Source organism: Methanobrevibacter sp., assembly GCF_017447225.1.
In the GTDB taxonomy this organism is placed as follows: Archaea; Methanobacteriota; Methanobacteria; order Methanobacteriales; family Methanobacteriaceae; genus Methanocatella.
The window spans coordinates 1-25,676 of the sequence record NZ_JAFSNZ010000079.1; the positions used below are offsets into that span (position 1 = coordinate 1).

36 protein-coding genes, 1 tRNA gene and 1 pseudogene are annotated in these 25,676 nt (G+C 34.6%); 4 read left to right on the plus strand and 34 right to left on the minus strand.

What is annotated here, in order from left to right; translation table 11 throughout:
- Positions 1-433: 433 nt before the first annotated feature.
- Both IJQ68_RS07515 and IJQ68_RS07520 read left to right on the plus strand, forming a co-directional pair.
- Positions 434-1,342 carry a hypothetical protein gene (locus IJQ68_RS07515; RefSeq protein ID WP_292798809.1) on the plus strand — a complete coding sequence of 303 codons (909 nt, stop codon included), beginning with the start codon at positions 434-436 and terminating at the stop codon, positions 1,340-1,342.
- 111 nt (positions 1,343-1,453) lie between these two features.
- Complete coding sequence (locus IJQ68_RS07520) at positions 1,454-1,885, plus strand: hypothetical protein (protein ID WP_292798811.1); 432 nt, start codon at positions 1,454-1,456, stop codon at positions 1,883-1,885.
- Positions 1,886-1,990: 105 nt separating this feature from the next.
- Here the strand turns inward: IJQ68_RS07520 and IJQ68_RS10890 are convergent.
- The 20 genes and pseudogenes from IJQ68_RS10890 to IJQ68_RS07620 form a co-directional block, all read right to left on the minus strand.
- Positions 1,991-2,107 (minus strand): annotated as a pseudogene (locus IJQ68_RS10890) (integrase); the annotation flags it as partial.
- A 300-nt stretch (positions 2,108-2,407) separates the two neighbouring features.
- Entirely contained in the window at positions 2,408-3,400 is a 993-nt protein-coding gene (gene idsA / locus IJQ68_RS07530; protein ID WP_292798815.1) for a short chain isoprenyl diphosphate synthase IdsA, read from the minus strand.
- Between the two features lie 12 nt (positions 3,401-3,412).
- Complete coding sequence (locus tag IJQ68_RS07535) at positions 3,413-4,756, minus strand: RNase J family beta-CASP ribonuclease (RefSeq protein ID WP_292798817.1); 1,344 nt, start codon at positions 4,754-4,756, stop codon at positions 3,413-3,415.
- A 6-nt stretch (positions 4,757-4,762) separates the two neighbouring features.
- A complete protein-coding gene (fni, locus tag IJQ68_RS07540; protein ID WP_292798819.1) occupies positions 4,763-5,809 on the minus strand; it encodes a type 2 isopentenyl-diphosphate Delta-isomerase in 1,047 nt (348 codons plus the stop codon).
- A gap of 2 nt (positions 5,810-5,811) precedes the next feature.
- Complete coding sequence (locus IJQ68_RS07545) at positions 5,812-6,609, minus strand: isopentenyl phosphate kinase (protein ID WP_292798821.1); 798 nt, start codon at positions 6,607-6,609, stop codon at positions 5,812-5,814.
- Between the two features lie 5 nt (positions 6,610-6,614).
- Positions 6,615-7,577 (minus strand): mevalonate kinase, encoded by a 963-nt coding sequence (mvk, locus tag IJQ68_RS07550; protein WP_292798823.1) that lies wholly within the window; start codon positions 7,575-7,577, stop codon positions 6,615-6,617.
- Between the two features lie 9 nt (positions 7,578-7,586).
- Positions 7,587-8,435, minus strand: coding sequence for an AmmeMemoRadiSam system protein B (amrB, locus tag IJQ68_RS07555; protein WP_292798825.1), 849 nt, complete (start codon positions 8,433-8,435; stop codon positions 7,587-7,589).
- 9 nt (positions 8,436-8,444) lie between these two features.
- A complete protein-coding gene (gene rpsB, locus IJQ68_RS07560; protein WP_292798827.1) occupies positions 8,445-9,044 on the minus strand; it encodes a 30S ribosomal protein S2 in 600 nt (199 codons plus the stop codon).
- Between the two features lie 23 nt (positions 9,045-9,067).
- Positions 9,068-9,262 (minus strand): 4Fe-4S binding protein, encoded by a 195-nt coding sequence (locus tag IJQ68_RS07565; protein WP_292798829.1) that lies wholly within the window; start codon positions 9,260-9,262, stop codon positions 9,068-9,070.
- A gap of 18 nt (positions 9,263-9,280) precedes the next feature.
- Complete coding sequence (gene eno / locus IJQ68_RS07570) at positions 9,281-10,525, minus strand: phosphopyruvate hydratase (protein ID WP_292798831.1); 1,245 nt, start codon at positions 10,523-10,525, stop codon at positions 9,281-9,283.
- A gap of 135 nt (positions 10,526-10,660) precedes the next feature.
- Positions 10,661-10,867 (minus strand): DNA-directed RNA polymerase subunit K, encoded by a 207-nt coding sequence (locus tag IJQ68_RS07575; RefSeq protein ID WP_292798833.1) that lies wholly within the window; start codon positions 10,865-10,867, stop codon positions 10,661-10,663.
- 59 nt (positions 10,868-10,926) lie between these two features.
- Positions 10,927-11,223, minus strand: coding sequence for a hypothetical protein (locus IJQ68_RS07580; protein ID WP_292798835.1), 297 nt, complete (start codon positions 11,221-11,223; stop codon positions 10,927-10,929).
- Between the two features lie 50 nt (positions 11,224-11,273).
- The gene (locus IJQ68_RS07585; RefSeq protein WP_292798837.1) at positions 11,274-11,675 is read right to left on the minus strand and encodes a 30S ribosomal protein S9; all 402 of its coding nucleotides are present in this window, start codon (positions 11,673-11,675) and stop codon (positions 11,274-11,276) included.
- 18 nt (positions 11,676-11,693) lie between these two features.
- On the minus strand, positions 11,694-12,116 hold the full coding sequence (locus IJQ68_RS07590) for a 50S ribosomal protein L13 (protein WP_292798889.1): 423 nt from the start codon (positions 12,114-12,116) through the stop codon (positions 11,694-11,696).
- A 16-nt stretch (positions 12,117-12,132) separates the two neighbouring features.
- The gene (locus IJQ68_RS07595; RefSeq protein WP_292798839.1) at positions 12,133-12,498 is read right to left on the minus strand and encodes a 50S ribosomal protein L18e; all 366 of its coding nucleotides are present in this window, start codon (positions 12,496-12,498) and stop codon (positions 12,133-12,135) included.
- A gap of 3 nt (positions 12,499-12,501) precedes the next feature.
- Positions 12,502-13,326: a DNA-directed RNA polymerase subunit D gene (locus tag IJQ68_RS07600; RefSeq protein ID WP_292798841.1), complete on the minus strand. Its 825-nt coding sequence runs from the start codon at positions 13,324-13,326 to the stop codon at positions 12,502-12,504.
- Positions 13,327-13,341: 15 nt separating this feature from the next.
- A complete protein-coding gene (locus tag IJQ68_RS07605; RefSeq protein ID WP_069574667.1) occupies positions 13,342-13,734 on the minus strand; it encodes a 30S ribosomal protein S11 in 393 nt (130 codons plus the stop codon).
- 11 nt (positions 13,735-13,745) lie between these two features.
- Entirely contained in the window at positions 13,746-14,285 is a 540-nt protein-coding gene (locus IJQ68_RS07610; protein WP_292798843.1) for a 30S ribosomal protein S4, read from the minus strand.
- A 51-nt stretch (positions 14,286-14,336) separates the two neighbouring features.
- Positions 14,337-14,780 (minus strand): 30S ribosomal protein S13, encoded by a 444-nt coding sequence (locus IJQ68_RS07615; protein ID WP_292798845.1) that lies wholly within the window; start codon positions 14,778-14,780, stop codon positions 14,337-14,339.
- Between the two features lie 183 nt (positions 14,781-14,963).
- Positions 14,964-15,048 (minus strand) — tRNA-Ser (locus tag IJQ68_RS07620).
- Positions 15,049-15,247: 199 nt separating this feature from the next.
- On the opposite strand from IJQ68_RS07620, the gene IJQ68_RS07625 reads away from it, so the two are divergent.
- Together IJQ68_RS07625 and IJQ68_RS07630 are read left to right on the plus strand one after the other, a co-directional pair.
- Positions 15,248-15,805: a LemA family protein gene (locus IJQ68_RS07625; RefSeq protein ID WP_292798847.1), complete on the plus strand. Its 558-nt coding sequence runs from the start codon at positions 15,248-15,250 to the stop codon at positions 15,803-15,805.
- A 13-nt stretch (positions 15,806-15,818) separates the two neighbouring features.
- Positions 15,819-17,609, plus strand: a complete 1,791-nt coding sequence (locus IJQ68_RS07630; protein ID WP_292798849.1) for a DUF2207 domain-containing protein — start codon at positions 15,819-15,821, stop codon at positions 17,607-17,609.
- A 64-nt stretch (positions 17,610-17,673) separates the two neighbouring features.
- Here IJQ68_RS07630 and IJQ68_RS07635 read toward each other — a convergent pair whose 3' ends face one another.
- The 14 genes from IJQ68_RS07635 to rplF form a co-directional block, all read right to left on the minus strand.
- Positions 17,674-18,639 carry an RNA-guided pseudouridylation complex pseudouridine synthase subunit Cbf5 gene (locus IJQ68_RS07635; RefSeq protein ID WP_292798862.1) on the minus strand — a complete coding sequence of 322 codons (966 nt, stop codon included), beginning with the start codon at positions 18,637-18,639 and terminating at the stop codon, positions 17,674-17,676.
- Positions 18,640-18,704: 65 nt separating this feature from the next.
- The gene (locus IJQ68_RS07640; protein ID WP_292798864.1) at positions 18,705-18,926 is read right to left on the minus strand and encodes a 50S ribosomal protein L14e; all 222 of its coding nucleotides are present in this window, start codon (positions 18,924-18,926) and stop codon (positions 18,705-18,707) included.
- Entirely contained in the window at positions 18,926-19,444 is a 519-nt protein-coding gene (gene cmk, locus IJQ68_RS07645; protein WP_292798866.1) for a (d)CMP kinase, read from the minus strand. The genes IJQ68_RS07640 and cmk overlap by 1 nt, the downstream gene beginning before the upstream one ends.
- Positions 19,444-19,710 (minus strand): 50S ribosomal protein L34e, encoded by a 267-nt coding sequence (locus IJQ68_RS07650; protein ID WP_292798868.1) that lies wholly within the window; start codon positions 19,708-19,710, stop codon positions 19,444-19,446. The genes cmk and IJQ68_RS07650 overlap by 1 nt, the downstream gene beginning before the upstream one ends.
- Before the next feature lie 118 nt (positions 19,711-19,828).
- Positions 19,829-20,419: a DUF106 domain-containing protein gene (locus IJQ68_RS07655; RefSeq protein WP_292798871.1), complete on the minus strand. Its 591-nt coding sequence runs from the start codon at positions 20,417-20,419 to the stop codon at positions 19,829-19,831.
- Between the two features lie 9 nt (positions 20,420-20,428).
- Positions 20,429-20,986, minus strand: a complete 558-nt coding sequence (locus tag IJQ68_RS07660; protein WP_292798873.1) for an adenylate kinase — start codon at positions 20,984-20,986, stop codon at positions 20,429-20,431.
- 35 nt (positions 20,987-21,021) lie between these two features.
- Positions 21,022-22,386 carry a preprotein translocase subunit SecY gene (gene secY, locus IJQ68_RS07665; protein ID WP_292798875.1) on the minus strand — a complete coding sequence of 455 codons (1,365 nt, stop codon included), beginning with the start codon at positions 22,384-22,386 and terminating at the stop codon, positions 21,022-21,024.
- Positions 22,387-22,421: 35 nt separating this feature from the next.
- A complete protein-coding gene (locus IJQ68_RS07670) occupies positions 22,422-22,859 on the minus strand; it encodes an uL15m family ribosomal protein (RefSeq protein ID WP_292798877.1) in 438 nt (145 codons plus the stop codon).
- Positions 22,860-22,873: 14 nt separating this feature from the next.
- Positions 22,874-23,332 (minus strand): 50S ribosomal protein L30, encoded by a 459-nt coding sequence (locus tag IJQ68_RS07675; RefSeq protein WP_292798879.1) that lies wholly within the window; start codon positions 23,330-23,332, stop codon positions 22,874-22,876.
- 12 nt (positions 23,333-23,344) lie between these two features.
- Positions 23,345-23,986 carry a 30S ribosomal protein S5 gene (gene rpsE, locus IJQ68_RS07680; protein ID WP_058739667.1) on the minus strand — a complete coding sequence of 214 codons (642 nt, stop codon included), beginning with the start codon at positions 23,984-23,986 and terminating at the stop codon, positions 23,345-23,347.
- Positions 23,987-23,988: 2 nt separating this feature from the next.
- Complete coding sequence (locus IJQ68_RS07685) at positions 23,989-24,570, minus strand: 50S ribosomal protein L18 (RefSeq protein WP_292798882.1); 582 nt, start codon at positions 24,568-24,570, stop codon at positions 23,989-23,991.
- 2 nt (positions 24,571-24,572) lie between these two features.
- Complete coding sequence (locus IJQ68_RS07690; protein ID WP_292798885.1) at positions 24,573-25,028, minus strand: 50S ribosomal protein L19e; 456 nt, start codon at positions 25,026-25,028, stop codon at positions 24,573-24,575.
- A gap of 138 nt (positions 25,029-25,166) precedes the next feature.
- Positions 25,167-25,502, minus strand: coding sequence for a 50S ribosomal protein L32e (locus tag IJQ68_RS07695; protein WP_292798887.1), 336 nt, complete (start codon positions 25,500-25,502; stop codon positions 25,167-25,169).
- Positions 25,503-25,514: 12 nt separating this feature from the next.
- Positions 25,515-25,676, minus strand: a 162-nt coding sequence (rplF, locus tag IJQ68_RS07700) for a 50S ribosomal protein L6 (protein ID WP_342765140.1), incomplete at its 5' end; no start/stop codon positions are given.

The following is a 25,676-nucleotide window of genomic DNA, read 5'->3' on the forward strand; positions in this document are numbered from 1 at the left end:
AATTATTTTCGATTTCATTGTTTATCAAAATCCTCCATTTTAAAAAAGATTTTATTTTTTTTTTCGTATACGTTTTTTTTAGTGTAATTTGAATATTTTGTTTCCGTTTTAAATGGAATGGATTAATACCTATTTATCCTCTAATTTCTATGCTTTTTTTAATACATTTTTCATACCCCATCTGTTTGATAGGATTATTTTTTCTTACCTCATGTGATTTTTACAAGACATCATTATTTTTCTCATTTCATGTCAATTTTGATTTAAAGAGGTTATATTGTCTGAATTCATATATAAAGATTTATATATTTGTTTTAACAATTATTATTTATTTAATATTATTTAATTTACTTTTAAAGAGGTTAGATTTATTATGGAAACAAGTAATAAAAATTTAAAAGCTAATGATATTTCGGTGAAATATGGTGAGATTATGTTTCCCAAGCATCTGCATAATTTTCTGGATTTGCCGGGTGAATTTGTGAAGCCATGTCCCACACATCTCATAACTGCAGACAAAAGGGATTTGGACATGGATATATTATATCATGTTTTTACCGACAGGGACTTGCTGATTAATCTGGAGCAGCAGACCACTCCAGTTAGGGATGAAAAAATCATTACTTTGTGTGAGTATAGGGATTATTCCAAGACCAATTACGGCATTCCTGTTTTAAGTGTGGTCGTATCTTCAGTTGATCCCAAAAGGTCTATTGATCGTTTTGAACTGACTAAAAGCGACATTATTGTTCCGGACTATTATTATATTGGCTGGGATGAGACAATCGAAATATTAAATAAGATTGAAAACATAATTAATAACAACGAAGAATTGGGCTACAATGATGCTTTATATCTGGCATATCTTCCGATTTTCGCACCAAAAAACCATGTAAAATCCTTAGTAGAAAAATTATGCCACATGTTTTCCCAAGCAAAAATTCATTATCACTTTAAAATAGAACTGGTATTTGTACTAGACATAATGATATCAAAGCACATAGACGATGAAAACAAAAGAAAAGACTTAAAGGAGCTGATTAAAGTGGATGAAGCAGTAGACAAAGTACTATTAAGCGTAGCACTAAACGAAGACCTAAACGCGAAACTCAAACAACAAGAAAAAGAATTCCAAACAGAACTAAACAAAAAAGACAATGAATTAAAAAATAAAGACAATGAATTAAAAAATAAAGACAATGAATTTAAAAAAGAATTAAACAAAAAAGACGATGAATTAAAGAATATGGGCGAATATAAAAAAGTTTTAATGGAATTGAAGAAAAAAGGCATTATTAATGATTCAATGTTGAAAGCCATGAATTTCAATATAATCCTTTAAAATCAACACCTGTTTTATGTGTCTGTCAATTATACTGGCAGACACTATTTTTAATTTATTCTTTTTGCACCAAAAAACCATGTAAAATCCCTAGTAGAAAAATTATGCCACATGTTTTCCCAAGCAAAAATTCATTATCACTTTAAAATAGAACTGGTATTTGTACTGGACATCATGATATCAAAGCACATAGACGATGAAAACAAAAGAAAAGACTTAAAGGAGCTGATTATATTGGATGAAGCAGTAGACAAAGTATTATTAAGCGTAGCACTAAACGAAGACTTAAACGCGAAACTCAAACAACAAGAAAAAGAATTCCAAAAAGAATTAAACAAAAAAGACAATGAATTAAAAAATAAAGACAATGAATTTAAAAAAGAACTAAATAAAAAAGACGATGAATTTAAAAAAGAATTAAACAAAAAAGACGATGAATTAAAGAACATGAGCGAATATAAAAAAGTTTTAATGGAATTGAAGAAAAAAGGCATTATTAATGATTCAATGTTGAAAGCCATGAATTTCAATATTATCCTTTAAAACCAATTCCTGTTTTGAGCGTCTGTCAATTATATTGGCAGCCACAATTCTTTAAATATTAACTCATTCACAGGAAAACCCCACATATTACTATCCCGGGTATTTTCAGTGTGCTATTTTTACATTGTTCGGGTTTACCATTGCATAGTGCATGGTTGTATCTATTTTAACATGTCCAAGAAAGTTTTGTAAATGTCCTATAATCATTCCTTTATATATTGCCGTAAAATGTTCTTCCGAATTATATGAGAAGAGAAAACATGTTATTTTTCTCATATTTTCCCCAGTTACCACGCAGTTAATACAGTTATTATATGTTTTATCAACCATTTTTCTAATTTATAAAAATTTGATTAATAAATCTCCCATCCCCATATAAAGAACTATATATCCGATTTATTATTATTTATTCAATAATTTAATTTAATTTAAAAATGAATAAAAATAATCCCCTAAAAAATAGAATTATTGACAAATCAAAAATAATTGTCTATAACACAAAAATAGAAAAAAATAGAAAGATTATGATTGTCTTTCTAATACAAAATCAGCGATGTCAGCAAGTACCTGTTTACTTGAAGAGTCAGGCAATATTTCAAGTACTTGTTTAGCTTTCTCAACAGAATCTAGTGCAAGATTTCTAGCATATTCAATTGCACCACATTTTGTTAAAATTTCAATAGCTAAATCTATATCATCTTGTGAATTATTGTCATCTTTTAATATTTCCAATAATTTTTCAGTATCTTCACCTGCGGATGAAAGACCGTTGATTGCAATAATAGTCATCTTTCCTTTTCCGATGTCGGAACCGATAGGTTTACCTAGTGTTTCCTCATCACTTGCAATGTCAAGATAGTCATCCTGAATCTGGAAAGCAAGACCTATGAGTCTGCCGTACTCATACATTGCATCAATCACTTCATCAGATGCACCGCCCATGATTGCTCCGACTTTAGTGGCTGCGGCAATTAATGCACCGGTTTTCTTGAAAATCATTTCCATATATTCATCTTCAGTCACATCAAAGCGGTCTTCAAAGCCCATATCCAAAGCCTGACCTTCACATATCTTTACACATGCATCTGCAACGGTAGCCAAAGCCATGTTGATTTGAGCCGGAGATGTCAATTCCTGATTTGAATTGATGATTATTTCAAATGCTTTTGAGAATAATGTGTCTCCTGCCAAAATAGCTACATCATCGCCCCAAACTTTATGAACAGAAGGCATTCCTCTTCTCATATCGTCCTGGTCCATGATATCATCATGAATTAAAGAAAATGTATGGATGAGTTCAATAGCAGAACCTGCTTTAAGTGCATTTTCTTTTTGACCTCCTACAGCTTCAGCAGTTATTAAACTTAAAGCCGGTCTAAGCATTTTTCCACCAGCTTTAGTTAAATAAATTGAAGCTTCTTGAAGATTATCCGGAGTGATAACTCCTAATTCCTCTTCAATTGTTTTAATGATATCAGGTGAATAACTACCCAATACCTCTTTTACGTCACTCATAATACCTATCCTCTAACTTCTAAAAACTTGTGCTTGTGAATTTCTTAAAATATGAACATCATAACCTATTCTGTAACCTTCCTCTTCAGCAAGCTCACCATATGCAGAAAGCATTGATAAGTCTCCGTGAGCAGGAATGATATGCTGCGGTTTTAACATGCGCAGGAATTCCCTGTGGTCTTCCCTTCCGGCATGCCCTGAAACGTGAGCATTAGGATAAATCCTTGCACCTTTTGACTGCAGTCTCCTTTCCATAATATGCCTGTTTGCGGCATTGGTAGGATTAGGAATAATAGGTGCGGAAATAATAACATTATCCCCAGGTTTAATATTGAATGGGGTTCTTCCACTGGCTATTCTTGGCAGTAATGCATCAGGTTCACCCTGGTGGCCTGTGGTTACAAGCAAATATTTGTCACGAGCTTCATCAGCTTCCATCAAAGCCCTGTTCACTGCTTTAGGACTTCCATAAATACTGGCATTTTTCGGTAATTTTAAAATACCATGTTTTTGAGCGATTCCACAGAAACGTTCCATTGATCTTCCGAGGAAGAATATTTCCCTGTGGGATTTTTTGGCAATATCTGCAATTGCCTGAACTCTTTCAACATGTGATGAAAATGTAGTAACTATCATACCAGTCTTTTCATGGAGAGGCCCCCTCATAACGTCTTCCAGGATATTGCGTGCAATACGCTCGGAATGCGTTTTTACCTCACCATAATTTTTGGCATTTGTAGTTTCTACAATAAGTACAAGTACTCCTTTCCTGCCCAATTCTTTCAATCTCCTGTAATCAGGCGGCGGAGAAACTTTCTGGTGATTATCAAATTTAAAATCTAATGCATAAACAATAATACCTTCAGGAGTATGCAATACCGGAAATACTGCTTGAGGTATACTGTGAGTTGATTGAACGAATTCCAAAGTGATATCCTTGGAAAGCTTAATCTTTCCTCCTGGATTTAAAACTTTAATAGGATTTTTAACTTTAAACTTACGTTCGCCTTTAATTTGTTTTTCTATTAATGCCGCAGTATAAGGTGTTCCGATTAATGGAGCATCATATCTGTGTGCTAATTTAGCTACAGCTCCAATATGGTCCAAGTGACCGTGAGAAAAAACAATTCCCTTTACTTTACCGTCGACATCTTTCATCAGAGTATCATCAGGAATAACTCCCCTTTCAATTAAGTCAAGACTATGCATTCTGTCGATATCCGTATCTTCATGCATACTGATTCTGTCAAGATGAATACCCATATCAAAAATAACAACATCTTCGCCGATCTTGACAGCAGTCATGTTTTTACCGACTTCCTGATATCCTCCTATTGCGATTACTTCAACGCTCATTTGTTTCTATCTCCTTGAATAATTCTCTGTGTTGATTCCTCTTTCATTAAGCCATTGTCTTGTTTTTCCACTTATAACTAATTTTGAATGTTTTAATTCCTCAATATTGTTTGCTCCAACTAAAAACATGGCTATTCTTAATGAATCATTGAATCTATTAATGAACTGATTTAATTCTTCTTGTGAAATTGATTTTTTTAAAAATGGCAATGCCATACCAACACTATCCGCTCCAAGAGCAATAGCTTTAGCAGCTTCAAGACCTGAACGTATTCCTCCTGATGAAATGACCGGAACGTCAACAGCATTTACCACTTCTGCAGTGGAGATTGCTGTAGGAATTCCCCAGTCCCAGAAGAGTTCACCATAATATTTATCTTCAGATCTGTATGTTTCAACAGCGGCCCAACTGGTTCCGCCAGCACCCTCAATATCAATAAAGCTTACTCCGGCATCAACTAACTGTTTAGCGGTTTCTGCAGATATGCCGCAACCGGTTTCCTTTGCCATTACCGGAATATCAACCATATCTGTGATTTTTGAAATTAAGTCAAGATATCCTCTCGCATCCAAATCGCCTTCCGGCTGAATAGATTCCTGAAGAGGATTGAGATGAATAGCCAGGATATCTGCATCCAGAATTTCAACTGCTTTATTTGCCAAATTCAATTGAGGAGCTCCGATATTTCCAATTAATAAACAGTCGGGAGCATTTTCACGAACGACAGAATATGTGTCTGCCAGTTCAGGATGTTCACAAGCTGCCCTTTGAGAGCCCACACCTAACGCAATGTTATTATCCTCGGCAGCAATAGCTAATTGCCTATTGATGTCTTTTGCGGCAGGATGGCCTCCTGTGATTGCTGTTATGAACAAAGGAGAATCTAATTTTTTACCAAAAACAGATGTGGATAAATCAATTTCATTTTTATCAACTTCAGGAAGTGCATTATGAATTAATTCTATATCTTCAAAACCTGTAGTTTTATTCTTAAATTCAACATCATAATTTTTACAAATTAATAAATGCTCTAATTTTCTATCTGAAATCATGTTTAACTCCTTGAAATAACAGTTCCTTTAACATATTCATTTTCTAAAACTTTATAAATGTTATCTTCAATTTCAGCATTTATTATTTTAGATTCAATCCCTAAATCAGCTAAATATAAGAGCTCTTTAATTTTTCCAACCATTCCTCCGGTAACATCGACATTTGTTGTTCCTTCCAATGTATCCAAATCTTCCATTGACGTGAATTTCTCATAAAATACTGCATCATCATGGGTTTTAGGATTTTTATTATAAACTCCGTCCACATCAGTGCCTAAAACAACCATCTGCGGATTCAGATTGCCTGCCAAATACTGGATAATCTGGTCGCCTGAAATAACGCAGAACTCCAAATCACTATCAAGGACAACATCCCCATAAATAACAGGTATGAATCCTTTTGATAAATAATTCCTGAACATGTCAAGATTTCCTTCAGTGATTCTTTTGGAAGTGGCTTTAATGAATGAAGAGGCGGGAATTGCAATAACAGGCAATCCTTGACTAATGAACTCTTCACAAATCAGCATGTTTAATTTTTTTACTGCATTTTGAATTTCGCAAAAGCCAATTCTTTTTTGTGGATATTCACTTTTATCAAAGCTTTGACCTATCTTATATTTTTTAGCAGGAGGGTGGCCGAAAGAACCTGCACCGTGAACTATGATTAACTCTTTAGAGGAATTGTCAAGTGAATTTTTAATTTCACGGGCAATTCTTTTTAAGCTTTGAGAATCAACTTCACTTTCCGGTGCATCCTTATTCGTTAAGATACTGCCGCCAATTTTTAAAATAATCATGAAAATCACATACGTACTCTGGAAGAAACTCCACGTTTGGTAAAATTAACCTTTAAAATATTATCTTGCTTTGAAATACCTTCAGCAACTTCTTTTGATTTTCCTGGGCAAAGTGCAATAATACTTCCTCCGCCACCGGCACCAGTGATTTTAGAACCGATTGCTCCGCATTCACGAGCAGTGTATACCATACGGGATAATTCTGGAGTGTTTACACCCAAAACATCTAAAAATCCATGATTAATATTCATCAATTCACCGATTTTTGCATAATCCCTTTTTAAAATAGCCTGTTTACCATAATTGGTTAGGTTACCCATTGATGTAATGACAGGATTGATGATTTTCGGATTTCTACTCTTGAGAGATTTTACATCCTTAACCATCTTACCTGTATTACCATGTTTATTTGTATAACCAACAACAAAAGGAACATTCAAATTAACCTTAAATGGTTCGAAAGTCTTGTTTCGGGATAAATAAACAAGTCCACCATAAGTTGAAACCAAAGTGTCAAGCGGAGATGCAACTCCCTGAACTGCCTGTTCAACCATATGGGCATCATGGGAAAGGGATTTTTTGTCAAAACGAATATTATGATATCTGTACAATGCAGCAAGCGTAGCAACAGTAACTGCCGCTGAAGAGCCTAATCCTGAACCGATTGGTATTTCAGAAGATAAAGTCATTACTATTGGAGAATGATCATGAACTCTATGAAAAGCTTCTAAAATATATCTAATAATACCGGGTTTTCCTTTTTTTAATTTATAAGATTTTTTTCTGGTGTTCAGCTCAACTTCAAAATTTAAATCATAAGACTTCAAAATTGACTTATCATTGTAAGATGGTTTAATCTCAACATATGCTCTTTTATTGACTGCACCTGCAATAGCGGGTTCACCATAAACAACAGAATGTTCCCCAAATAAAATCATTTTTGCCGGAGCAGAAGCCATAGCCTTCATCATCAACACCTATTTAAAAATACCTGAAGCATAACCTACAACAGAGCTTAAATCTCCAGTTACATCACCGCTTGTTTTATATTCCAAAATTTCACAGTTGTGTTTGCCGCACATTTTAGATAGTGCAATAGCGGTCATGACCGGACCGTAACCACACATGGTTATATTATACTGAATGACTTCCTCATAAAGCTTGAATTCATTCATATATCTGATATCTTCTAAAACAAATCCGTCAACAGTGTTTGCTTTTTCCTGATTATTGAAATGAGACAAATCCGTGCTTGCTATAACGCAATATGATTTACCCAGCTTTTCTGCAGCATCAAAAATTGCTTTTGCAAGATCAGTTGATGCTGAAAAAGACTGGGAGCCCATGACAATAGGAACTATGCTGAAATCGTTGGAAAAATATTGTAGAAAAGGTAGTTGTACTTCAATACTATGTTCAAAAAGATGGGCATCAAAATCGGCTGAAGCCACATCAGAACATGAAATGATAGCATTTGCGAAATCATCATCGATTTTAACATTTCCTAATGGGGTTATCCATTCACCTTCATTATAAACAGAAACTTCACTGCCATAACCTGTATGGTTAGGACTTAGAATTATAAAAACTTCAGGAAAACCGTTTTGAACTATCTGGCAATAGCTGTGAGAAGCTATTGGACCAGAATATTGGAAACCTGCATGAGGAACCATTACATTAATAGGATAATCATCACCATCAAATTTATTTAATTTTGGAATATGACCAACTCCAAAATCGCCTAAAAAACAATCTTCAATTGTTTTAGCTAATATCTGGGGATTATCCGGATAAAATGATCCGGCTACAGCAGGTTTTCTAATCATTTAATTCACTTAAAATTTAAGTTCGAAATCAGTTGCTTCGATATCTAAGTCTCCATCTTCTGGAATGTCTCCTCTTTCTCTTAAGATTTGTCTTGCAAGTAACCAGTAGACTAAAGCGATAGCTTTTCTACCTTTGTTGTTTACAGGTACTGCAATATCAACGAAACTGAGTAAGTTTTCAGTATCACATAAAGCAATTACTGGAATACCGTTTTGTTTTGATTCGAGAACTGCTTGTGCATCTGATCTTGGGTCAGTTACGACAATGATTTTTGGTTCGATGAATTTAGCGTAATTCGGGTTGGTTAAGGTTCCAGGAATGAATCTGCCAGGAATGGTTTTTGCACCAGTGATTTCACCGAATTTTTTAACAGGAGCTTGACCGTATTGTCTGGTTGCTACTACTAAAATGTCATCAGGGTCATATTTTGCTAATAATTTTGCGATTTGTCTGATTCTTTCATCAGTTTTTTGGATATCTAATACGTATAAACCGTCAGATCTTACTCTGAATATGTATTTTTCCATATCACTTGTTTTTTGTTGGGTTCCAATGTGTAAACCAGCTGCTAAATAACTGTCTAATTCAATTAATAATTCATTTGTCATAATAAATTCTCCTTTTTTAATATTTAAAAGTCATCTTCAATTTTTATACATTCTTCAGGACATACGTCCATACATACTTCACAATAACTGCACTCATCAGGGTCAACAATAACGATTTTGTCACCTTCGAGAACTAAAACTTCCATAGGACAAACATCAGCACATTCGGCGCAGTCATCTCCTCTACATTTTGAATAATCTAAAGTTATTTTTGACATTTATAACTCTCCCTATTATTAAAAGTGACCCATCCTAGGATTTGTGAGTTCCTCTTCAATGCGGATTAGCTCATTTAATTTAGCTATTCTTTCTCCTCCTATAGCACCTGTCTTAATCAAAGGAGCTGCAAAACCAACAGCAAGATGAGCAATAGTCTCATCAGTGGTTTCGCCGGACCTGTGAGATACTACAGGAACAACATTATTTTCTTTAGCTAACTTAACGGTCGCATAAGTCTCTGATAATGAGCCTATCTGATTAGGCTTAATGATGATTGCGTTTGCCGCATTCATTTCAATACCTTTAAGCAGCAATTCCTTATTTGTTACAAATAAATCATCACCGCAAATGAGACATTTATCTCCGACTTTGGAAGTTAACTGAGCAAATCCCCCGAAATCAGATTCGTCGAACGGATCTTCTACATAAAACATATTGTAAGTTTCAATAATGTCTTTTACAAACTCGATTTGCTCTCCAGTATCTCTTTCGATACCATCCTGAGCATAAACATATTTCTGCTTTTCTGAATCCCATAATTCAGAAGCAGCCATGTCTAAGGAAGGCCTAATCTCAATACCTAACTCATCACCAACCTCTTCACATGCCCTAGCTTGGATTTCTAATGCAGTGTCATTGGAAATATTAGGTACCCATCCGCCTTCATCCCCTTTTCCACCAGTGAAATTGGAGTCTTTGGATTGGATTAGTCCTTTCAATTTTTTGTGGACTGAAGCGTTAGCGAAAATTGCCTCAACAATATTTTCAGCTCCAGTTGGAACAACTAAAAATTCCTGAATGTCCGGCGCATTAATGCCTGCATGGGCTCCGCCATTCATCATGTTTCCAAGAGGGTAAGGCAATTCATTAACCCAGTTTCCTCCAAGATATTTGTATAATGACATGTTGGATGATGCTGCAGCAGCCTTAACGACAGCCATTGAAACAGCCACAGTAGTATTACCGCCCATAGCTGATAAATTTTCAGTTCCGTCCACTTCTTTCAATACTTCATCGATAGTAGTAATGTCATTCGCATCCATACCGATAAGTTCGGAAGCAAGAACATCCTCCACTTCACTTACGATAACATCCACACCACCTTCCGGAAATGAGACCACTTCTCTTGAACCGGTACTCGCTCCGCTAGGTGCAGCAGCCCTACCGAAACCGTTCCAGGTAGTCACATCCACCTCTACGGTCGGGTTACCTCTGCTGTCCAGAATTTTACGAACTTGGACATTTTCTATTACACTATCCAAAAAAAACACCTCAGTGTCAGTTGATTTGTTACCACATAACCTATAATCCTTAAAAAGCAGTAAGTTTCTTTATAGAGTTATTATGGTATTTTTTATTTTTTTAAATAAATATAATTAGAATAAATAGGAATTAAACTATTTATTCAAATCTTCATTTTTTATAACATCTAATGGTAAAACTCCTTCTTCAAGTTCTTTATAAGCAATGTCAATAGGATCTAAGGAGTCACCAAGTTCCACTTTAGGTTTTGCACCCATAGAAATTTGAATTGCCCTAGCACCTAAAAGTCTAGCTTTTTCAAACCTTGTTAATTCTTCCATTTTCATGAATATTACTTCCATTTAAAGCTTTATTTTACCTAGATTTATTTATACTAAAACTATCCCTACAACCTGTAAATTTATTCCCATGTTTCAACATGTGAAATTAACATTCTTCTACAGCAGTATCTAGTTAAACCTAAATCATCTAAAATATCTTTTGAATCTTCTTTAGAATAATTACCGCGTAATCCTAAATCAGAAAGAACTTTGTTAGCATCTTCATGATTAATAGTTACTTGGTCAATAAACTTATGAGTTAAATCACGGTCTTCTAACTCTTCAAATAACTGTTTACCACCAATTTTTCTAATTTGATACTGATCAAAGTAAGCTGAAACAGGTTTTCCACAACTTAAACATCTTATAGGAATCATTTAAATCATCTTTTATAAATTTTAATAAAATATAAAAGTACAGAATGAAATTATCTGTAACTTTTTTGTTTACGTGCTCTTGCTCCAGGACCACCATATTTTTTAGGTTCTGAACGTCTTGGGTCACCTACTAACATAGTTCTGTCGTAATGAGTGAATTTTTCTTTTAAATCCATATCTTGTGACCATTGTACAAGTCCTTTAGCAATAACCATACGTGCAGCTTCTGCTTGGCCCATTACTCCTCCACCAACAACGTGAATGTTGATGTCCACTTCATTAGCTAATTCTCCAGCTAATTTTAATGGTTCTTGTAATTTTAAATTAGCAAGCTCTGGAGAGTAAAGTTCTAAAGGTACTCTGTTAATTCTGATTTTACCGGTTCCTTGTTTAACGGTACCACGAGCAATAGCTGTTTTACGTTTTCCACTTGTATGAATAACTTTAACCATAATCACACATCCATTTATCTAAAAGGTAGCTCCTAAAAGTTTGGAGATTTCTCCTAATTCGATACCTTTTTTGAGATCTTTGTATTCTGCTTCAGGAACTGCTTGGAGTTCTGCATCAGCATATTCGGCAGGTACACCTACAAATGCTTTTAAACCTTTGTATGCAACTTTACCTTTTGATTTTTTGAAAGGTAACATTCCTCTTACAGTTCTTCTAAATATATCATCTGGTCTTCTAGGATATTTAGGACCTAAATCACGAGGGTTAGATATACTTGCTCTGTCAACTCTTTGTTTATATTTAGCATAAGCCCAATCCCTGTTTCCAGTTAACATAATTTTTTCAGCATTAAGAATTACTACTTCTTCGCCTTCTAAAAGATTTTTACTAGTAATACTAGCTAATCTTCCTAAAACGCATCCTTCTCCGTCAATAATCATCATGTTTACACCCTATTTATTCAATGATCCTAATGTTTGATCCTTTAGGATTTGTTTCGATTATCTCATCAATTGAGATGCATTCTCCACCAGCACTTTCGATTTTTTCCTGTGCCTTAGCTGAGAATTTTAATGCTACAACATTTACTTTTTTGTCTAATTCACCATTAGATAAAACTTTACCAGGTACTAAAATAGTTTCATCTGCAACAGCATGCCTATTAATATCAGATAAGTTTACTTCTGCAGTTCTTCTATTTGACCTACTAAGTCTACTAGCAACATCTTTCCAAATAGCTGCATCTTCACTTTTTGATTGTTTATTAAGTTTATTAATAAGTTCAATAAGGTTAGGATTAGTTTTGATAATTTTCTTAACCATTATTTACTCCTCCTTCTCACTAAAACTGATAAATTTATCTGCTTTTTCACCTAATTTATCACAAGCCGTTAATAATACTTCTTTAGGAGGCATTGATCCATCAGTTTCAATTCTAAATATGAAATCATTTTCACGATATCCTACGTTAATATAACTTTTGTCAGGTGCACCGTTTGCAGCTGCCCTGTTGATAGAAGCTCTTTCACAACTTTTACACATAGAACAATTTTCAATATCCAAAATTTTAATCTTTTTGGATCTTTTATCTGATTTCAGGACACCTCTAGGACATGCGTCAGCACAGTCATAATCGATGTCGACATCATCATTAAAAGTGATATCCGGATATTGTTTATAAGCACAGACAGTTGTTGGCATCCATTTCACATGGTTTTTACCGTAGCCTGCTTTAGCGTAAGCTTCCACAATAAGTTCTTCATCTTCTTTAAGCTTAACAATAGGAATTGTATCGTATACTGGTTTAATTTTTGAGTCTGAAGATATTAAATCCTTAGAATAAACTACCTTAGGTCCAACTTCTTTTAAACTGAATGCAATACCTTGAGGTTCATACCATCCATCATCTTCAGGTAATAATAATCCTTCGATAGCATCCAAATCAGAAACCAAAGGAGTTAAACCAAGCCTATGAGCAAGTACCTCATTAAACATTGCAGAATCATTTCTGATAATATTAACATCTTCAATAGCTATTTTAGGAACATTGACCATAGCTGCTCTTCTAATAGCATTCACAAAAGGTACTTCTGCATCACGAACAATGAAAACAATTTCATCATCGCTTTGACTTTTTAATTCTATCTCCATATTAAACCCTTCCACTTATACTCTTCTTCCTCTTTTACCACCAGGTCTTCCAGTACCATCGTGAGGAATAGGAGTGATATCTTCTATTTTACCTATTTTAATTCCAGCTCTTGCTAAAGCACGGATAGTAGCTTGTGCACCAGGTCCAGGACTTCTAGGTCCATTTCCACCAGGAGCTCTTACTTTAATATGTAATCCTACAAATCCTTTTTCTTTAGCATCATCAGCTATTCTGGTTGCTGCAGCCATAGCTGCGAAAGGTGAAGCCTGTTGTCTGTCTGCACGAACAACTTTTCCACCAGACCATTGAGAAATAGTTTCAGCACCAGTAATATCTGTTACAGTAATAATAGTGTTGTTGAATGATGAGTAAATATTAGCTATACCCCATTTTTCATCTTTTGCCATAATTACACCCTTTATTCTTCTGTATTAGCTTTATTATCCTTATTATTGTTGTACTCTTCAATTTGTTTTGCTACAGGTGAAGAACGATAGAATCCAATTTCATCTTCTTGACCTTTTAATACCACATAACTTGGTGAGTTGATTTTTTTACCGCCTAAAGCTATGTGTCCGTGTACAACAAACATTCTTGCTTCTTTAGGAGTACGAGCTAAACCTTTTCTGTATACAATAGTTTGTAATCTTCTTCTTAAGATATCTTCAACAGTTAAACCTAAGATATCTTCAATAGCAGCGTTTTCAGGCAAAACACCGGTTCTAGCTAAGTGTCCTAATAATTCTAATTTTTCTTCTTGCATTTGATCAGTTGAGAAACCGAGTAAGTATCTTGCTTCCCTACGATATCTTCTAACTAATGTGTCGGCTTTCCAAATTTCTTTTTTGTTTTTTAAGCCGTATTTAGTCATTAATTTGTTTTCATCTTTAATTCTTTCTGCGTTCCAAGGATGTGGTGGTGTATTATACTTTTTCCTTGATTTTCTTGGTTGACCCATTAAAACATCTCCTTATCTAAATAATAATTATATTAAAAATAGCGTTTATGCTTATGAACGTCTTACACCAACTGAAGCACTTTTTCTGAAAGTAGATTTGGTTCTTTGACCTCTGACAGGTAAACCAACTTCGTGTCTTCTACCTTTGTAACTTCTGGTCTTTTTCATTCTGTTCAAATCATCTCTTAAAGTCATGTCAAGATCTGATTCAATTAAGTGAATGTCTTCACCAGTTTCATAATCTTCCCTACGATTTAACATCCAAGTTGGAATATCAAATGATTTAGGGTCTTCTATAATGCTTTCAATTTTTGCGACATCTTCATCAGCAATATAACCGATTTTAGAGTTTAAATCTAAATCCAATACACGGCATATAGTTTTAGATAAAGATAAGCCTACACCTTTAATATCAGTTAAAGCGTGCTCGATGGTTTTGTTACCATCTACATCCTTTCTAGAAATACGCACTAAGTGCTTAAAATCGTCTTCCATTAAATAACCTCCATTTATAGAGCGAACCTACGAGACGTAAAATAATAGATTCGAATGTTTTGAATTTCTCAAAACACAGTTCTTTCAACAATATAAACTTAGTTAAAAAACTAAGAGTGCAAAAAAATATCAGTTTAACAATATCTTTAATTTAATAAAAAAATAGTGTTAAAAACTAATAAGCGCCGAGACTGGGATTTGAACCCAGGAGGGCAAAACGCCCACGAGATTTCCAGTCTCGCGCCTTACCAGGCTAGACTATCTCGGCACAACTAGCTATAAAAAAATACTTGCACACATATTACACAGTAATATGATATAATAATATATTATAATCAAAGTATATAAAGGTATTGTTTAAATTAGAATTTTAAAGGAAAAACCAGAATATTTGAAAAAAATAAACCTACAATCCATATAAAAATATTTTACTAACATATACTATATAAATATAATTAGGTGATAAAATGAGTTGGATTTTACTCATAGTAGTAATTTTAGTTATTATCTTTTTAGTAGTAACAATAGTACATATGTATAATCAATTAGTAAATTTACGCAATCGCGTGAAAAACAGCTTTGCACAAATAGACGTTCAGCTTAAAAGAAGAAATGACCTGATACCTAATCTTGTGGAAACCGTGAAAGGATATGCCGGCCATGAAAAAGGTGTCCTTGAAGAAGTTACAAAAGCCCGTGGAAATGTAATCAATGCAAGCGGCGTTAAAGAAACAAGCCAGGCAGACAATCAATTGACTGGCGCTTTAAAATCATTGTTTGCAGTGGCTGAAAACTATCCTGACCTGAAAGCGAACAGCAACTTCCAGCAGCTGCAATCCGAATTGAGCGACACTGAAAATAAAATCTCATATGCAAGACAATTCTACAACGACACTGTACTGATGTATAACAACAAATGTCAGCAGTTCCCATCAAGCATGCTTGCCAAACTATTCGGTTTTAAAGAAGAAGACTTCTTTGAAGCAGGTGAAGAATCACGTGAAGTTCCTAAAGTAGAATTTTAAATGGTGAAAACCCATGAACTTTAAAAAAATAGCTGTGCTGATAGTATTGTCCCTAGTTTTACTATCCACAGTTAATGCAATTTACGCTGATGATGACAGGGAGTATAACATCATCGATGCAATAGTTAACCTTACCATTAATGAAAATGGATTGCTGCATGTGGATGAAAGCTATACCTATTCTTTTGACGGCACATTCAATGGAGTCTACAGGGACATTCCCTTAAAAGATGGGGAGAGCATTAAAAATCTTGAAGTTTATATTGACGGAGCCTACGGCACTTATGAAGTTATAGAAAAAAATGGCGAAACAAGACTCAAAGTCTATCTATGGGCCGATGAGGCACACACCAAAAAGATTCATGACCAGGATGTGACCGTCGGCTATTCATATGACATGAAAAATGTTGTGACACTGTATAATGACATCGGATCTCTTCAATACAAATTATGGGGTGAAAACTGGGAATGCGAAGTATTGAAACTGACTTCAAACATCAATCTGCCTGGAGATAACTCCAATCAATACTACCTGAACCCAGAATACTATAATTTAAGCGATTCGATGAATGGTGATACGATACATGTGGAAACAAAAAAGATTCCTTCAGGAGAATTCTATGAACTGCAGGTACTGATGCCGTTGGATGACTTTTCAAATGCGACTTATGCAAAACATGTGGACGTTGACGGCAAGGAACAGATTATGCAGAAACAGGCCGAATATAAAGGTGGAGTGAGTTTCTGGAGTAATGTATTTAGCGCTTTATCAGCACTCTGTTTTATTCCTCCATTATCTTTAGTTTACATTTACATCAAATACGGAAGGGAGCCTAAACTCAATTATGATGGAATATATGAGAGGGAACTTCCGACAGATGACCCTCCGGCTGTTGTCAATGCTATGATTGCAAACAGAGACAATATCGGAAAACCGGATATGAAAGGATTTGAAGCGACAATAATGGATTTGATTGACAGAAAAGTATTCAAAATACATGTTGAAGAATCCGAACACACACAAGACCTAATCCTGGAGTTTGATGATTCAAAATATGATGGATTGTCACCTGATGAGAAAAAGGCTTATGGTCTGTTGAAGACATTTGGAGATGGAGACCTGTTGAATGTGTCCAGATTATCCTCAAAGCTAAACAATGAAACAAACGGAAAACTTTTCGTTGAAAAGCTTGATGAGTGGAAAAACACTGTATATGATACACATATTGGTGATGACAGACTTAAAGAATACTTTAATAATAAAGGAACTATCATGTCTCAACTATTGACAGCATGCGGCATAATTATTGCAGTATTCATATTTTTAATTAGTCTATTTTCAAATCATCCTGCATCAACGATTGCAATGATTGCATCAGTAATTTTAGGTGTGATTTCATTTGCAATGATATTCCTTCCGGAAGATATTTTTGGACAATGGACTCCTAAGGGTCGTCTCTACTATCTCAAATGGAGAAACTTCAAGAAGTTTTTATCAGACAACAGTTTAATTAAAGAACACCCTCCGGAATCAATAGTTATATGGAACAAGTACCTTGTTTATGGAACCGCTCTTGGAGTAGCTGACAAGGTTTACGAATCCATGAAACTCCATGAACCTAGAGTGCATGATGATGACTATTATTATGGCAGTGATTTGTATACATTCCATTCATATGCAGGATTGTCAATGCTTCACAGCGCATTCAACGATGGAGTATCCGCAGCAAATCCTTCATCAGATGGTGGCGGATTTGGTGGCGTCGGAGGAGGATCCGGCGGTGGAGGTGGAGGAGCTTTCTAGCTTCCCACATAAACACCACATATTAATTTTTTTAATCAAAAAACAAAAATAATTATAAAAAAAGCTATTTCCAAAGTCTTGGATAGATATCTGGTTTCATTAAGACTTTTGATGTATTGACTACAAATCCACCTTCAGCTTCCAATATCTCATCAGCAAAAAACAGTGAATTACCTGCACCTACCAATTCACCTTTAAGAGTTTCGATAGCTACAATATCTCCTTTTTTAATATCATCGGACAGGTAAGCTACTCCACCGCTTGCCAAATCAGCACCATGGCAAATTGCGTCAACTGCAGAGTCTTTTATCACAACTTTCGGCAGATAATCAGCCGCTCTCTCCATCGGCATTATAGCTTCACGCAAATATGACTCATCCCCGTCTTCTATCCAGAAATGATACGCATCAGTAACATCCTGCAATGTTACAATATTGTCACGTTCACGAAATGAACCGACCTGTGTTCTTCTGAGCTCTGCCATATGGGCTCCTACGCCTAAAGCCTCACCTATATTGTGACAGTATGTTCTGACATAGGTTCCAGCTTCACAGCCTATTCTGAATAAAACATCACGGCCTTTGATTTCATAAATGGTTGAATAATAAATATTACGGGTTCTCAATTCACGCTTTACTGCAGATTTAACTGGAGGCAATTGAAAAATTTTGCCCGTGAACTCCTCAAATACACGACGGATTTCACTTTCAGGAACATCAGCATGGAATGTCAGCAGACAGACATATTCCTTTGGAGCAGTCAATAACAATTGTATTGCACGTGTTGCATCAGCCAAACCGACAGGCAATACTCCAGTTACTTTAGGATCAAGAGTTCCACCATGACCAGTCTTATCCAGCTTTAAAATACGTTTCACCCAGGAATCTACTTCATGAGATGTCGGTCCTGATGGTTTATCTAAATTAATTACACCTTTTGAAATGTATTCTTCAATAGGTCTTTCTTCAGGTTTACAACCATATTCAGGGTTTGTAAATGCTTTGGATTTTGTAATTAAATTAGTTTTCATGAATTAAACCTTAAAAAAATAGTATAAAAAAATAGTAAAAATAATGAATAAAATAATTATTCATCTTATAAATCAGCTAAAGCTGCTTTGATAGAGTCAGCGTCACCGGAAACATCGATAGTTTCTTCGGTTGGTTCTAAGTGAGCAATGTTACATCTTCTGTTTTTAACAGCTTCTCCGATAACTTCTACGAAGTTTTCGTCGATGATTTCAACGATTGCACATTTTTGTCCAGCTTCTCTTCCAGCAGTCTTAACACATACTCTTCCTACTTCAATTGATGCCATTATATCACCTTTAATGTTGTTAAAATGATTTCTGATACTTTTTCGGGATCGAATGTACCAGTGTTAATAATCAAATCATAAATATCCATATTTTTAATGTCAATATTATGGATATCCATATATCTTAAAGCTTCACTATCTTCACGAGTAATTATCTCTTGACGAGCCAAATCTATGGATTTTGATTCCCTTTCAGCAATTCTTTGAGAACGAACATCGAAAGGAGTTACTAACCAAAGTTTTAAATCAGCTTCAACAAAATAAGCAGATAACCTGCCTTCAACTATTAAATTATCCGCAGATTTAGCTAGTTCAGCTTGTCGTTTATCAATCTCTTTATCGATATCATCATTACCTTCAGCAAATTCACTAAACTCCAAAACAGACATGCCTCTTTCAGAAGCCATTTGTCTGAAAACATATCCTGCAGAAATGTAAGGAATATCTAGTTTTTCACTAAGCAGTTCCGCAGTAGTTGTTGTTCCGGTTCCAGCTAATCCGCCGAGAGTAATTATCATTATTGTCTAGCCTCTTGTTTGAAATGTTTACGCATACATTTAGTACATAAGTACCCACCGTATGGACGGCTAGGTCTTTTGCTAGTTTTTGAAAGTTTACCGATTTCGTATGGACGTCCACGAGGAACTCCATGTAATACTGCACCACATTCAGCACAAACGTGCTTAGATGGTTTTTTCTTTTTGTATCTTAAAACATTTTCTCCGCCAGGAGTGTTTTTTCTCATTCTTTTATATGATCTTGATCTAAACCTATTTGCAGGCATTTAATCACCTTGATTAATTTAAATAAAAATTTAATAATTGTGTAATAGCGTATTCAAAATAGAATACTATAATATATCTATTTCATCATTAATAAATATATAAGATTTAAGGGTTAAATTAGAACCCTTGTTTAAATCCTAAGAATTTTCTTAATATTTGGCTCATACCAAAAGTACAAATCATATACCATAATAACCAACCAATTCCATATGGAATTGTAGCTTTTCCTCCATATAAAAATTGACCAATGAAATGCCAAAATGGAGTTAAAGTAAGCCAATAGGCAGGAGCAGGTAATATTAAAACCAAATCATGAATAGCAGAAGTTCTCATCCAAAAGAATATTAAAATAATTGGAACAAAAGTAACGAACATCGGTTTGAATGAATCCATCATCATTTCATTTTGGTCTTTTAACATTTCAGTTTGCTCAGCCTGAAGCTTAGCAAGTTCTTTTCCATCCCCTCTTTGTTGAGCTTCCCTGAACTTTTTCTGGAACTCTTTTGACTTTTGTTGTCTCTCATTAAGTTTATCCTGATCAACCAAATACTTGTTAGCAATAGTTGTAATCAATGAAACAATAAAAGCAATTATCAATACAGTTAAAGCAGGATTATGTGGATTTGGATCCAATGCTAAAATCGGATTGAATATAGTATTTAAAGCATTAAGGACAGAATCACTAATCATACTAAAAATATCAGCCATTATACTCACCTATTTTAAAACATCAACTAATTTTGATACAGTTTTTTCTAAATGATTATCATGATTTGCAATAATTTTAACTGTAGCACCAGTTAATGTTGCATATGCCATAGAAGCAGCTCTGTTCATTTCTTGATGTAGCTGAATTTCACTAGCTTTTTCAACATCCCTGGAACGGGTATCGTCATTCATTCTTCTATATATAATTTCGTCAGGATTTGCTTCAACCATGACAAATAAATCAGGCTGTAATTGTTCTAAAACCCAAATTGGAAGTCCCGGTAAAAATCCGGAAGGAGTACTGATAGTACAGTGAGTATCCACGATAACATTAGCTTCAGCAGATTTTTCATGGATTCTTTTAGCTGCTTTAGCTTGGATATCTTTTTGAGTTTCAGCAGGTAATTTTCTTAAAGCATCCCTATCTTCAACAAGTTTTTCTTCAATTGCAAGTTCAGTCATTATGTCCCCATAATTTAAATGCACATAGTCAACTTCTTCAAGAGCTTTGTTAAGAAGAGTGGTACTTCCTGAACCTGGAATTCCTGTTAATACAACTAATTTCAATTTAACCCCTCATTTTTAAAAATGTTTGGAGAAGATTAATCTCCTCCTAAGAATTTTCTGAGTAGTGGATTTGAAGACATTAACTGTTCTTCAGCCATTTCTTCGTAAAGCTTATGTATAATACCTACAGTAAGCAATACACCGGTACCTCCACCTAAAGCACCAGTTAAATCTGCAAAGAATGCAATTAAACCTACATACAAACCACTTAAAATGGTAAGTGCAGGAATATATTTCCTTAAAATCTTATATAATTGACGTTTACTACTTCTGAAACCAGGTATTTGAATACCGGAGTTATAAAGTTGTTCTGAGATTTTCTTAGCATTTAATCCACTGATTTCAACCCACAGGTATGAGAACAATACACAACATGCCAAGAAGAATATTGCATATACAATAATGTGAATCGGTTCTGTTACAAACATTCCAATATTATTTGGAGTTGATAACAGCCATGCAATACCGCTTACAGCTTTACCGTTTTGAATTTCACCAAGAATAGGGAAACCTATTTTTTGGAAAACATTCGCTATAAGTGAAACGTTAACAAGAAGTGCACTGGTCAAAATAACCGGCATGTTACTTGCATAAACGAATTTTAAAGGATATTTACCAACCGAACCTCTGATTCTTCCGTGACCTCTGACTGAACCGTGTGAAATTGGAATCTCAACACGAATAGATTCACCATATACAACAACCAGGAATACACAAATTGTTGCAATTAACGGAATTAATAATGAGAAATCAGCAGCGCCCATTGCAATGGATTGGATAAATCCTGGAATAGCTCCTGGTAATAAACCTTCTGAGGTTGGCAAGAAATTAAATGTTCCTACAATAATTGCCTGACATACACCAGCAGCAATAAAAAGACCAATACCTGATCCGAATCCCCATTTTGAAACAACTTCATCCAAGTAAATTACTAAAACTGCACCAATTACAAGCTGAAGGAATAACACACCGAGATAAGAATTATCAATAGGTACTAAATTTCCAGTTAATACTAAAACACCGGCTTCAAATATTGTAAAGACAATAGATAAAAGCTTTTGAGTCGCCTGAAAGTGTGATTTATCCTTATGTGAAGAAAGATCCAAATCCAAAAGATTGGAACCAACTAACAGTTGCAATACAATAGACGCAGTAACAATAGGACCAATTCCTAAAGTAAGAATTGAACCAAAACTTCCAGCCATAACTGCTCTTAAAGCTGCAAAACTATCTACAGCTCCAGCACTTAATCCATAAAGGGGTATTTCAGTTAAGAAATAATATAATACCAAAATAAGAGCAGTCCATTTAAGTTTTTCATTAAAATCTTCATTGTGAACAGGAGATTTTACTTCAGGTAAAAACTTAAACAATGGCTCTAAAATTTCGAGTGATGACATTTTATTCCTCTAATAATAAATAAAAGAGAGAAAGACTATAATTCTATAGCTTCTCCTCCAACTTCTTCAATTTTTTCAATAGCAGATGCTGAGAATTTAGGTGCTGAAATTTTGAAAGCTTTAGTGATTTTACCTTTAGCTAAAACTTTATCATAACCTAATTCAGTTACATCAATTACAATAGCGTCACCATCTTTGGATGCTTTACCGCTAGCAATTAAATCATCTGCTTTTTCTTCTAAGTAACTTAAGTTAACAGAATTAACTTTTTTAATCATTTTTTGAGGTCTTTTGAAACCGTGTTTACCGAAATGATCAGGATCGTGAATTACGGTCCATGTCCAATGTTGTTTTCCAGCTCCAGCTTTACCTTTTCCACCTTTGTTACCTGCACCTCTACGTTTTTTAGTACAGCCTCCTCCGTTGGATCTAGAACCTCTAAGTTTGTTAATTTTACGTTTTGTTCTAATCATAATAAACACCTTATTTAAAGCATTCTTTTTGCAAGATCTTTAATTTCTTCGCCCCTGTAACCTAAAGATCCACCTTCGTTAATGGATAAACGGATATCTTCGTATCCTTTTCTAGGAGGGTGTAAACGGAATACAGGTTTAATTCCCACATCAGCTAATTTAACTTCAGAATTGATTAAAGCTTCAGCTAATTCTGCGATATTATTGTAATCAGAATTTTCAGCTACAAATTCATCAGTAACTTTGTTATTACCTTCGATTCTACCTCTTTTAGCAATGATGTCAGCTAAAAGTTCAGCGTCGATTTCACCCCAGGTAATGTAATCCTTAGACTTTTGAAGCATACCTTCAAAACTAGGATTTTCTTCAACTAATACTGCGTGGTTGATTCTGTTAAGTCTTAACATGTGTAAAGTGTCAGCAACTTTTTGAATGACACCAGTAGTTCCTCTAACTCTAATAACTAAAAACATAATCATCACCAATTAATAGTTAACTCCCATTTTCTTGAGGTCTTCTTTACTTGCTTTAACTTCACTTAAAGTTTTTAAAGCATCAAATACTGCATTAGCAAAGTTAACAGTAGTTTGGGTTTGACCGAAAGATTGAGACCATACATCGTGAATACCAGCAAGTTTTAAAATAGTTTTACCTACATCACCGATTACTAAACCTACTCCTGCAGGTGCAGGCATTAAGTTTACGCTGACACTACTGGTTTTACCTTGTACTTTGAAAGGTACGGTGTGTTCTCTTCCACAAACACAACCCCAATCACCACAGCCTCTTCTTACTTTAATAATGTTATATTTAGCATTATCTACAGCTTTTCTGATTGCAGGTCCAACCTCTTTAGCTTTACCTTGACCTAATCCAACATAACCATCTTTGTTACCTACAGCAACAATTACTCTGAAATTAACTTTTCTACCAGATTTATGCATCCTTTGAACTAAGTTAACATCCATTACTTCTTCTTCTAAATCTGGAATTAAGGCATCAACTATTTCTAATTCCATAATTGGAAGACCTTTTTCAAAGATTTCATCGATATCAGTAATGGTTCCATCTTTAACTAATTGACCCATTTTAGTTTTAGGTTCCCATTCATCAATATTAAAACTCATAGTTATACCTCAGCCTCATCAATATTTTTAATAACTTCATCAAAGTTTTCAGGTAAATCTGCAGGTTCGAGACCTCTTTCTAAATACTTTGAGAATTTTTTAGCTTTTTCTTCGTCATCTAAAGATTCAGCATAATTTGCAACATGTTCTCCTCTAATACGTTCATCTTCAGGGAAGATAAAATCACCGTGAGGAACTTCTAAACCTGCATCAACAGCACCTTTGAGAGCTGCAAATATTTTAGAACCTTTAATAGGAGATCTTAAACCGATGTCTAAAATTGCATATTCAATACCTTCAGCTAAAGCTCTTTTAGCACAAAGGTAACCGGTTAAATAAACACCAGTGATATTACCAGTATTACCTAAGTATCCGTAGTTAGCTAATTGTTTACCAACAGCGGATGCTCTTGTGATATCTCCTTCAGGAGAGTAATCAATAACTTGAACAGTAGCTTGATTGTTAGATACTCTAACAACTAAACGAGATTTTTCGTAATCGATTAACTTAATTCTTGCACCGTAATCGGTTTTTCCTTCTCTTCTTCTTCTAAATGCTACTTTATAATTTGATCCTTGTGCCATGTTTACTCATCTCCTTTAATTAAGTCATGGTCACGTGCGTAGTTTCTCATGTAAGATTTACTTCTGAAAGCTCCACCTTTTGCCATTTTGTATAATTTACGGTAAGTGGTAGCATCGATGATTTCTTCTTCACGCATTTCTTTAAGGTCTTTTCTTAAAGCTCTGATTGTAGTCATCCATTGTTTTTTCTTAGGAGTACGAGCTTTTTTAGCACCTTTTCTACTACCTGCACCTTTTCTTTTTCCTTTTGCTTTTTGTTCCGCGATTTTTTTAGATCTGTAGCTACTAATACCTTTTTGAGGTTTTGCTTTAATAGCTCCATCGTTGATTAACTGTTTTACTCCTTCTCTAGTAATCGCCATGGATACTTCTTCGATTCTTTCCGGATCAATCCATACACGATTAAGCCCTACTTTAAGGATGCTTGCAGCTAATCTTTTTTGAGTTGTAAGATTCATATATATAATCCTCCATATTCAGCATAGCTGATAAATTTAGATAAATTATCTAAACTCCCTTAATTTTTATTTTTAATAGTTAAACCAATTCTATAAAAGCCCCTGAATTGACATAACCTATAAATATAATTCATAATTTTAAATATTTTTATTTAAAACTTTAATTCCTAACTCAGATGCTTTATCTAACATCAAGAGTTTTTTCCTTTTACCAATAGAAGCACTGATTCTTGCAGCATCAGTTTCTGGGTTTAAAGCTTCTAATTCTTTCATATTGTGAACAAGAACATCATTATAACCAGAAGGATGTAAATTCCTAATAGCTCTAGGGGTTCTGTAACCAATAGCAGGCATATCTGGTTTTCCTGCTTCATATCTTCTCATTTTACTAGTTTTACCTCTAGGGCGTCTCCATTTTATTCCAAGTTTTTTATAACGAGCATATTCTTGTCTTTTAAATCTTTTATTAGCCATTATAATCACCAATTATTCTTTGCTAGTTAAGTATATTCCGTCTTGGAATACTCTAGGATCTCTTCCTTTAATTTTAGTTGCTTGTTCTAAGTTAGCCATAGTTTGACCAACATGTTCCTTATTAATACCAGTAATTGTTACCTCATCACCTTTAACTGCTACTTTAGCTGTACC

Excerpts from the sequence above, each read along its gene's own strand:
- IJQ68_RS07515 (WP_292798809.1), top strand. The coding sequence starts at position 434 with ATGTTTCCCAAGCATCTGCATAATTTTCTGGATTTGCCGGGTGAATTT.
- IJQ68_RS07520 (WP_292798811.1), top strand. The coding sequence starts at position 1,454 with ATGTTTTCCCAAGCAAAAATTCATTATCACTTTAAAATAGAACTGGTA.
- idsA (WP_292798815.1), bottom strand. The coding sequence starts at position 3,400 with ATGAGTGACGTAAAAGAGGTATTGGGTAGTTATTCACCTGATATCATT.
- IJQ68_RS07535 (WP_292798817.1), bottom strand. The coding sequence starts at position 4,756 with ATGAGCGTTGAAGTAATCGCAATAGGAGGATATCAGGAAGTCGGTAAA.
- fni (WP_292798819.1), bottom strand. The coding sequence starts at position 5,809 with ATGATTTCAGATAGAAAATTAGAGCATTTATTAATTTGTAAAAATTAT.
- IJQ68_RS07545 (WP_292798821.1), bottom strand. The coding sequence starts at position 6,609 with ATGATTATTTTAAAAATTGGCGGCAGTATCTTAACGAATAAGGATGCA.
- mvk (WP_292798823.1), bottom strand. The coding sequence starts at position 7,577 with ATGAAGGCTATGGCTTCTGCTCCGGCAAAAATGATTTTATTTGGGGAA.
- amrB (WP_292798825.1), bottom strand. The coding sequence starts at position 8,435 with ATGATTAGAAAACCTGCTGTAGCCGGATCATTTTATCCGGATAATCCC.
- rpsB (WP_292798827.1), bottom strand. The coding sequence starts at position 9,044 with ATGACAAATGAATTATTAATTGAATTAGACAGTTATTTAGCAGCTGGT.
- IJQ68_RS07565 (WP_292798829.1), bottom strand. The coding sequence starts at position 9,262 with ATGTCAAAAATAACTTTAGATTATTCAAAATGTAGAGGAGATGACTGC.
- IJQ68_RS07575 (WP_292798833.1), bottom strand. The coding sequence starts at position 10,867 with ATGGAAGTAATATTCATGAAAATGGAAGAATTAACAAGGTTTGAAAAA.
- IJQ68_RS07580 (WP_292798835.1), bottom strand. The coding sequence starts at position 11,223 with ATGATTCCTATAAGATGTTTAAGTTGTGGAAAACCTGTTTCAGCTTAC.
- IJQ68_RS07585 (WP_292798837.1), bottom strand. The coding sequence starts at position 11,675 with ATGGTTAAAGTTATTCATACAAGTGGAAAACGTAAAACAGCTATTGCT.
- IJQ68_RS07590 (WP_292798889.1), bottom strand. The coding sequence starts at position 12,116 with ATGATTATTGACGGAGAAGGATGCGTTTTAGGAAGATTAGCTAGTATT.
- IJQ68_RS07595 (WP_292798839.1), bottom strand. The coding sequence starts at position 12,498 with ATGGTTAAGAAAATTATCAAAACTAATCCTAACCTTATTGAACTTATT.
- IJQ68_RS07600 (WP_292798841.1), bottom strand. The coding sequence starts at position 13,326 with ATGGAGATAGAATTAAAAAGTCAAAGCGATGATGAAATTGTTTTCATT.
- IJQ68_RS07605 (WP_069574667.1), bottom strand. The coding sequence starts at position 13,734 with ATGGCAAAAGATGAAAAATGGGGTATAGCTAATATTTACTCATCATTC.
- IJQ68_RS07610 (WP_292798843.1), bottom strand. The coding sequence starts at position 14,285 with ATGGGTCAACCAAGAAAATCAAGGAAAAAGTATAATACACCACCACAT.
- IJQ68_RS07615 (WP_292798845.1), bottom strand. The coding sequence starts at position 14,780 with ATGGAAGACGATTTTAAGCACTTAGTGCGTATTTCTAGAAAGGATGTA.
- IJQ68_RS07625 (WP_292798847.1), top strand. The coding sequence starts at position 15,248 with ATGAGTTGGATTTTACTCATAGTAGTAATTTTAGTTATTATCTTTTTA.
- IJQ68_RS07630 (WP_292798849.1), top strand. The coding sequence starts at position 15,819 with ATGAACTTTAAAAAAATAGCTGTGCTGATAGTATTGTCCCTAGTTTTA.
- IJQ68_RS07635 (WP_292798862.1), bottom strand. The coding sequence starts at position 18,639 with ATGAAAACTAATTTAATTACAAAATCCAAAGCATTTACAAACCCTGAA.
- IJQ68_RS07640 (WP_292798864.1), bottom strand. The coding sequence starts at position 18,926 with ATGGCATCAATTGAAGTAGGAAGAGTATGTGTTAAGACTGCTGGAAGA.
- cmk (WP_292798866.1), bottom strand. The coding sequence starts at position 19,444 with ATGATAATTACTCTCGGCGGATTAGCTGGAACCGGAACAACAACTACT.
- IJQ68_RS07650 (WP_292798868.1), bottom strand. The coding sequence starts at position 19,710 with ATGCCTGCAAATAGGTTTAGATCAAGATCATATAAAAGAATGAGAAAA.
- IJQ68_RS07655 (WP_292798871.1), bottom strand. The coding sequence starts at position 20,419 with ATGGCTGATATTTTTAGTATGATTAGTGATTCTGTCCTTAATGCTTTA.
- secY (WP_292798875.1), bottom strand. The coding sequence starts at position 22,386 with ATGTCATCACTCGAAATTTTAGAGCCATTGTTTAAGTTTTTACCTGAA.
- IJQ68_RS07670 (WP_292798877.1), bottom strand. The coding sequence starts at position 22,859 with ATGATTAGAACAAAACGTAAAATTAACAAACTTAGAGGTTCTAGATCC.
- IJQ68_RS07675 (WP_292798879.1), bottom strand. The coding sequence starts at position 23,332 with ATGTTTTTAGTTATTAGAGTTAGAGGAACTACTGGTGTCATTCAAAAA.
- rpsE (WP_058739667.1), bottom strand. The coding sequence starts at position 23,986 with ATGAGTTTTAATATTGATGAATGGGAACCTAAAACTAAAATGGGTCAA.
- IJQ68_RS07685 (WP_292798882.1), bottom strand. The coding sequence starts at position 24,570 with ATGGCACAAGGATCAAATTATAAAGTAGCATTTAGAAGAAGAAGAGAA.
- IJQ68_RS07690 (WP_292798885.1), bottom strand. The coding sequence starts at position 25,028 with ATGAATCTTACAACTCAAAAAAGATTAGCTGCAAGCATCCTTAAAGTA.
- IJQ68_RS07695 (WP_292798887.1), bottom strand. The coding sequence starts at position 25,502 with ATGGCTAATAAAAGATTTAAAAGACAAGAATATGCTCGTTATAAAAAA.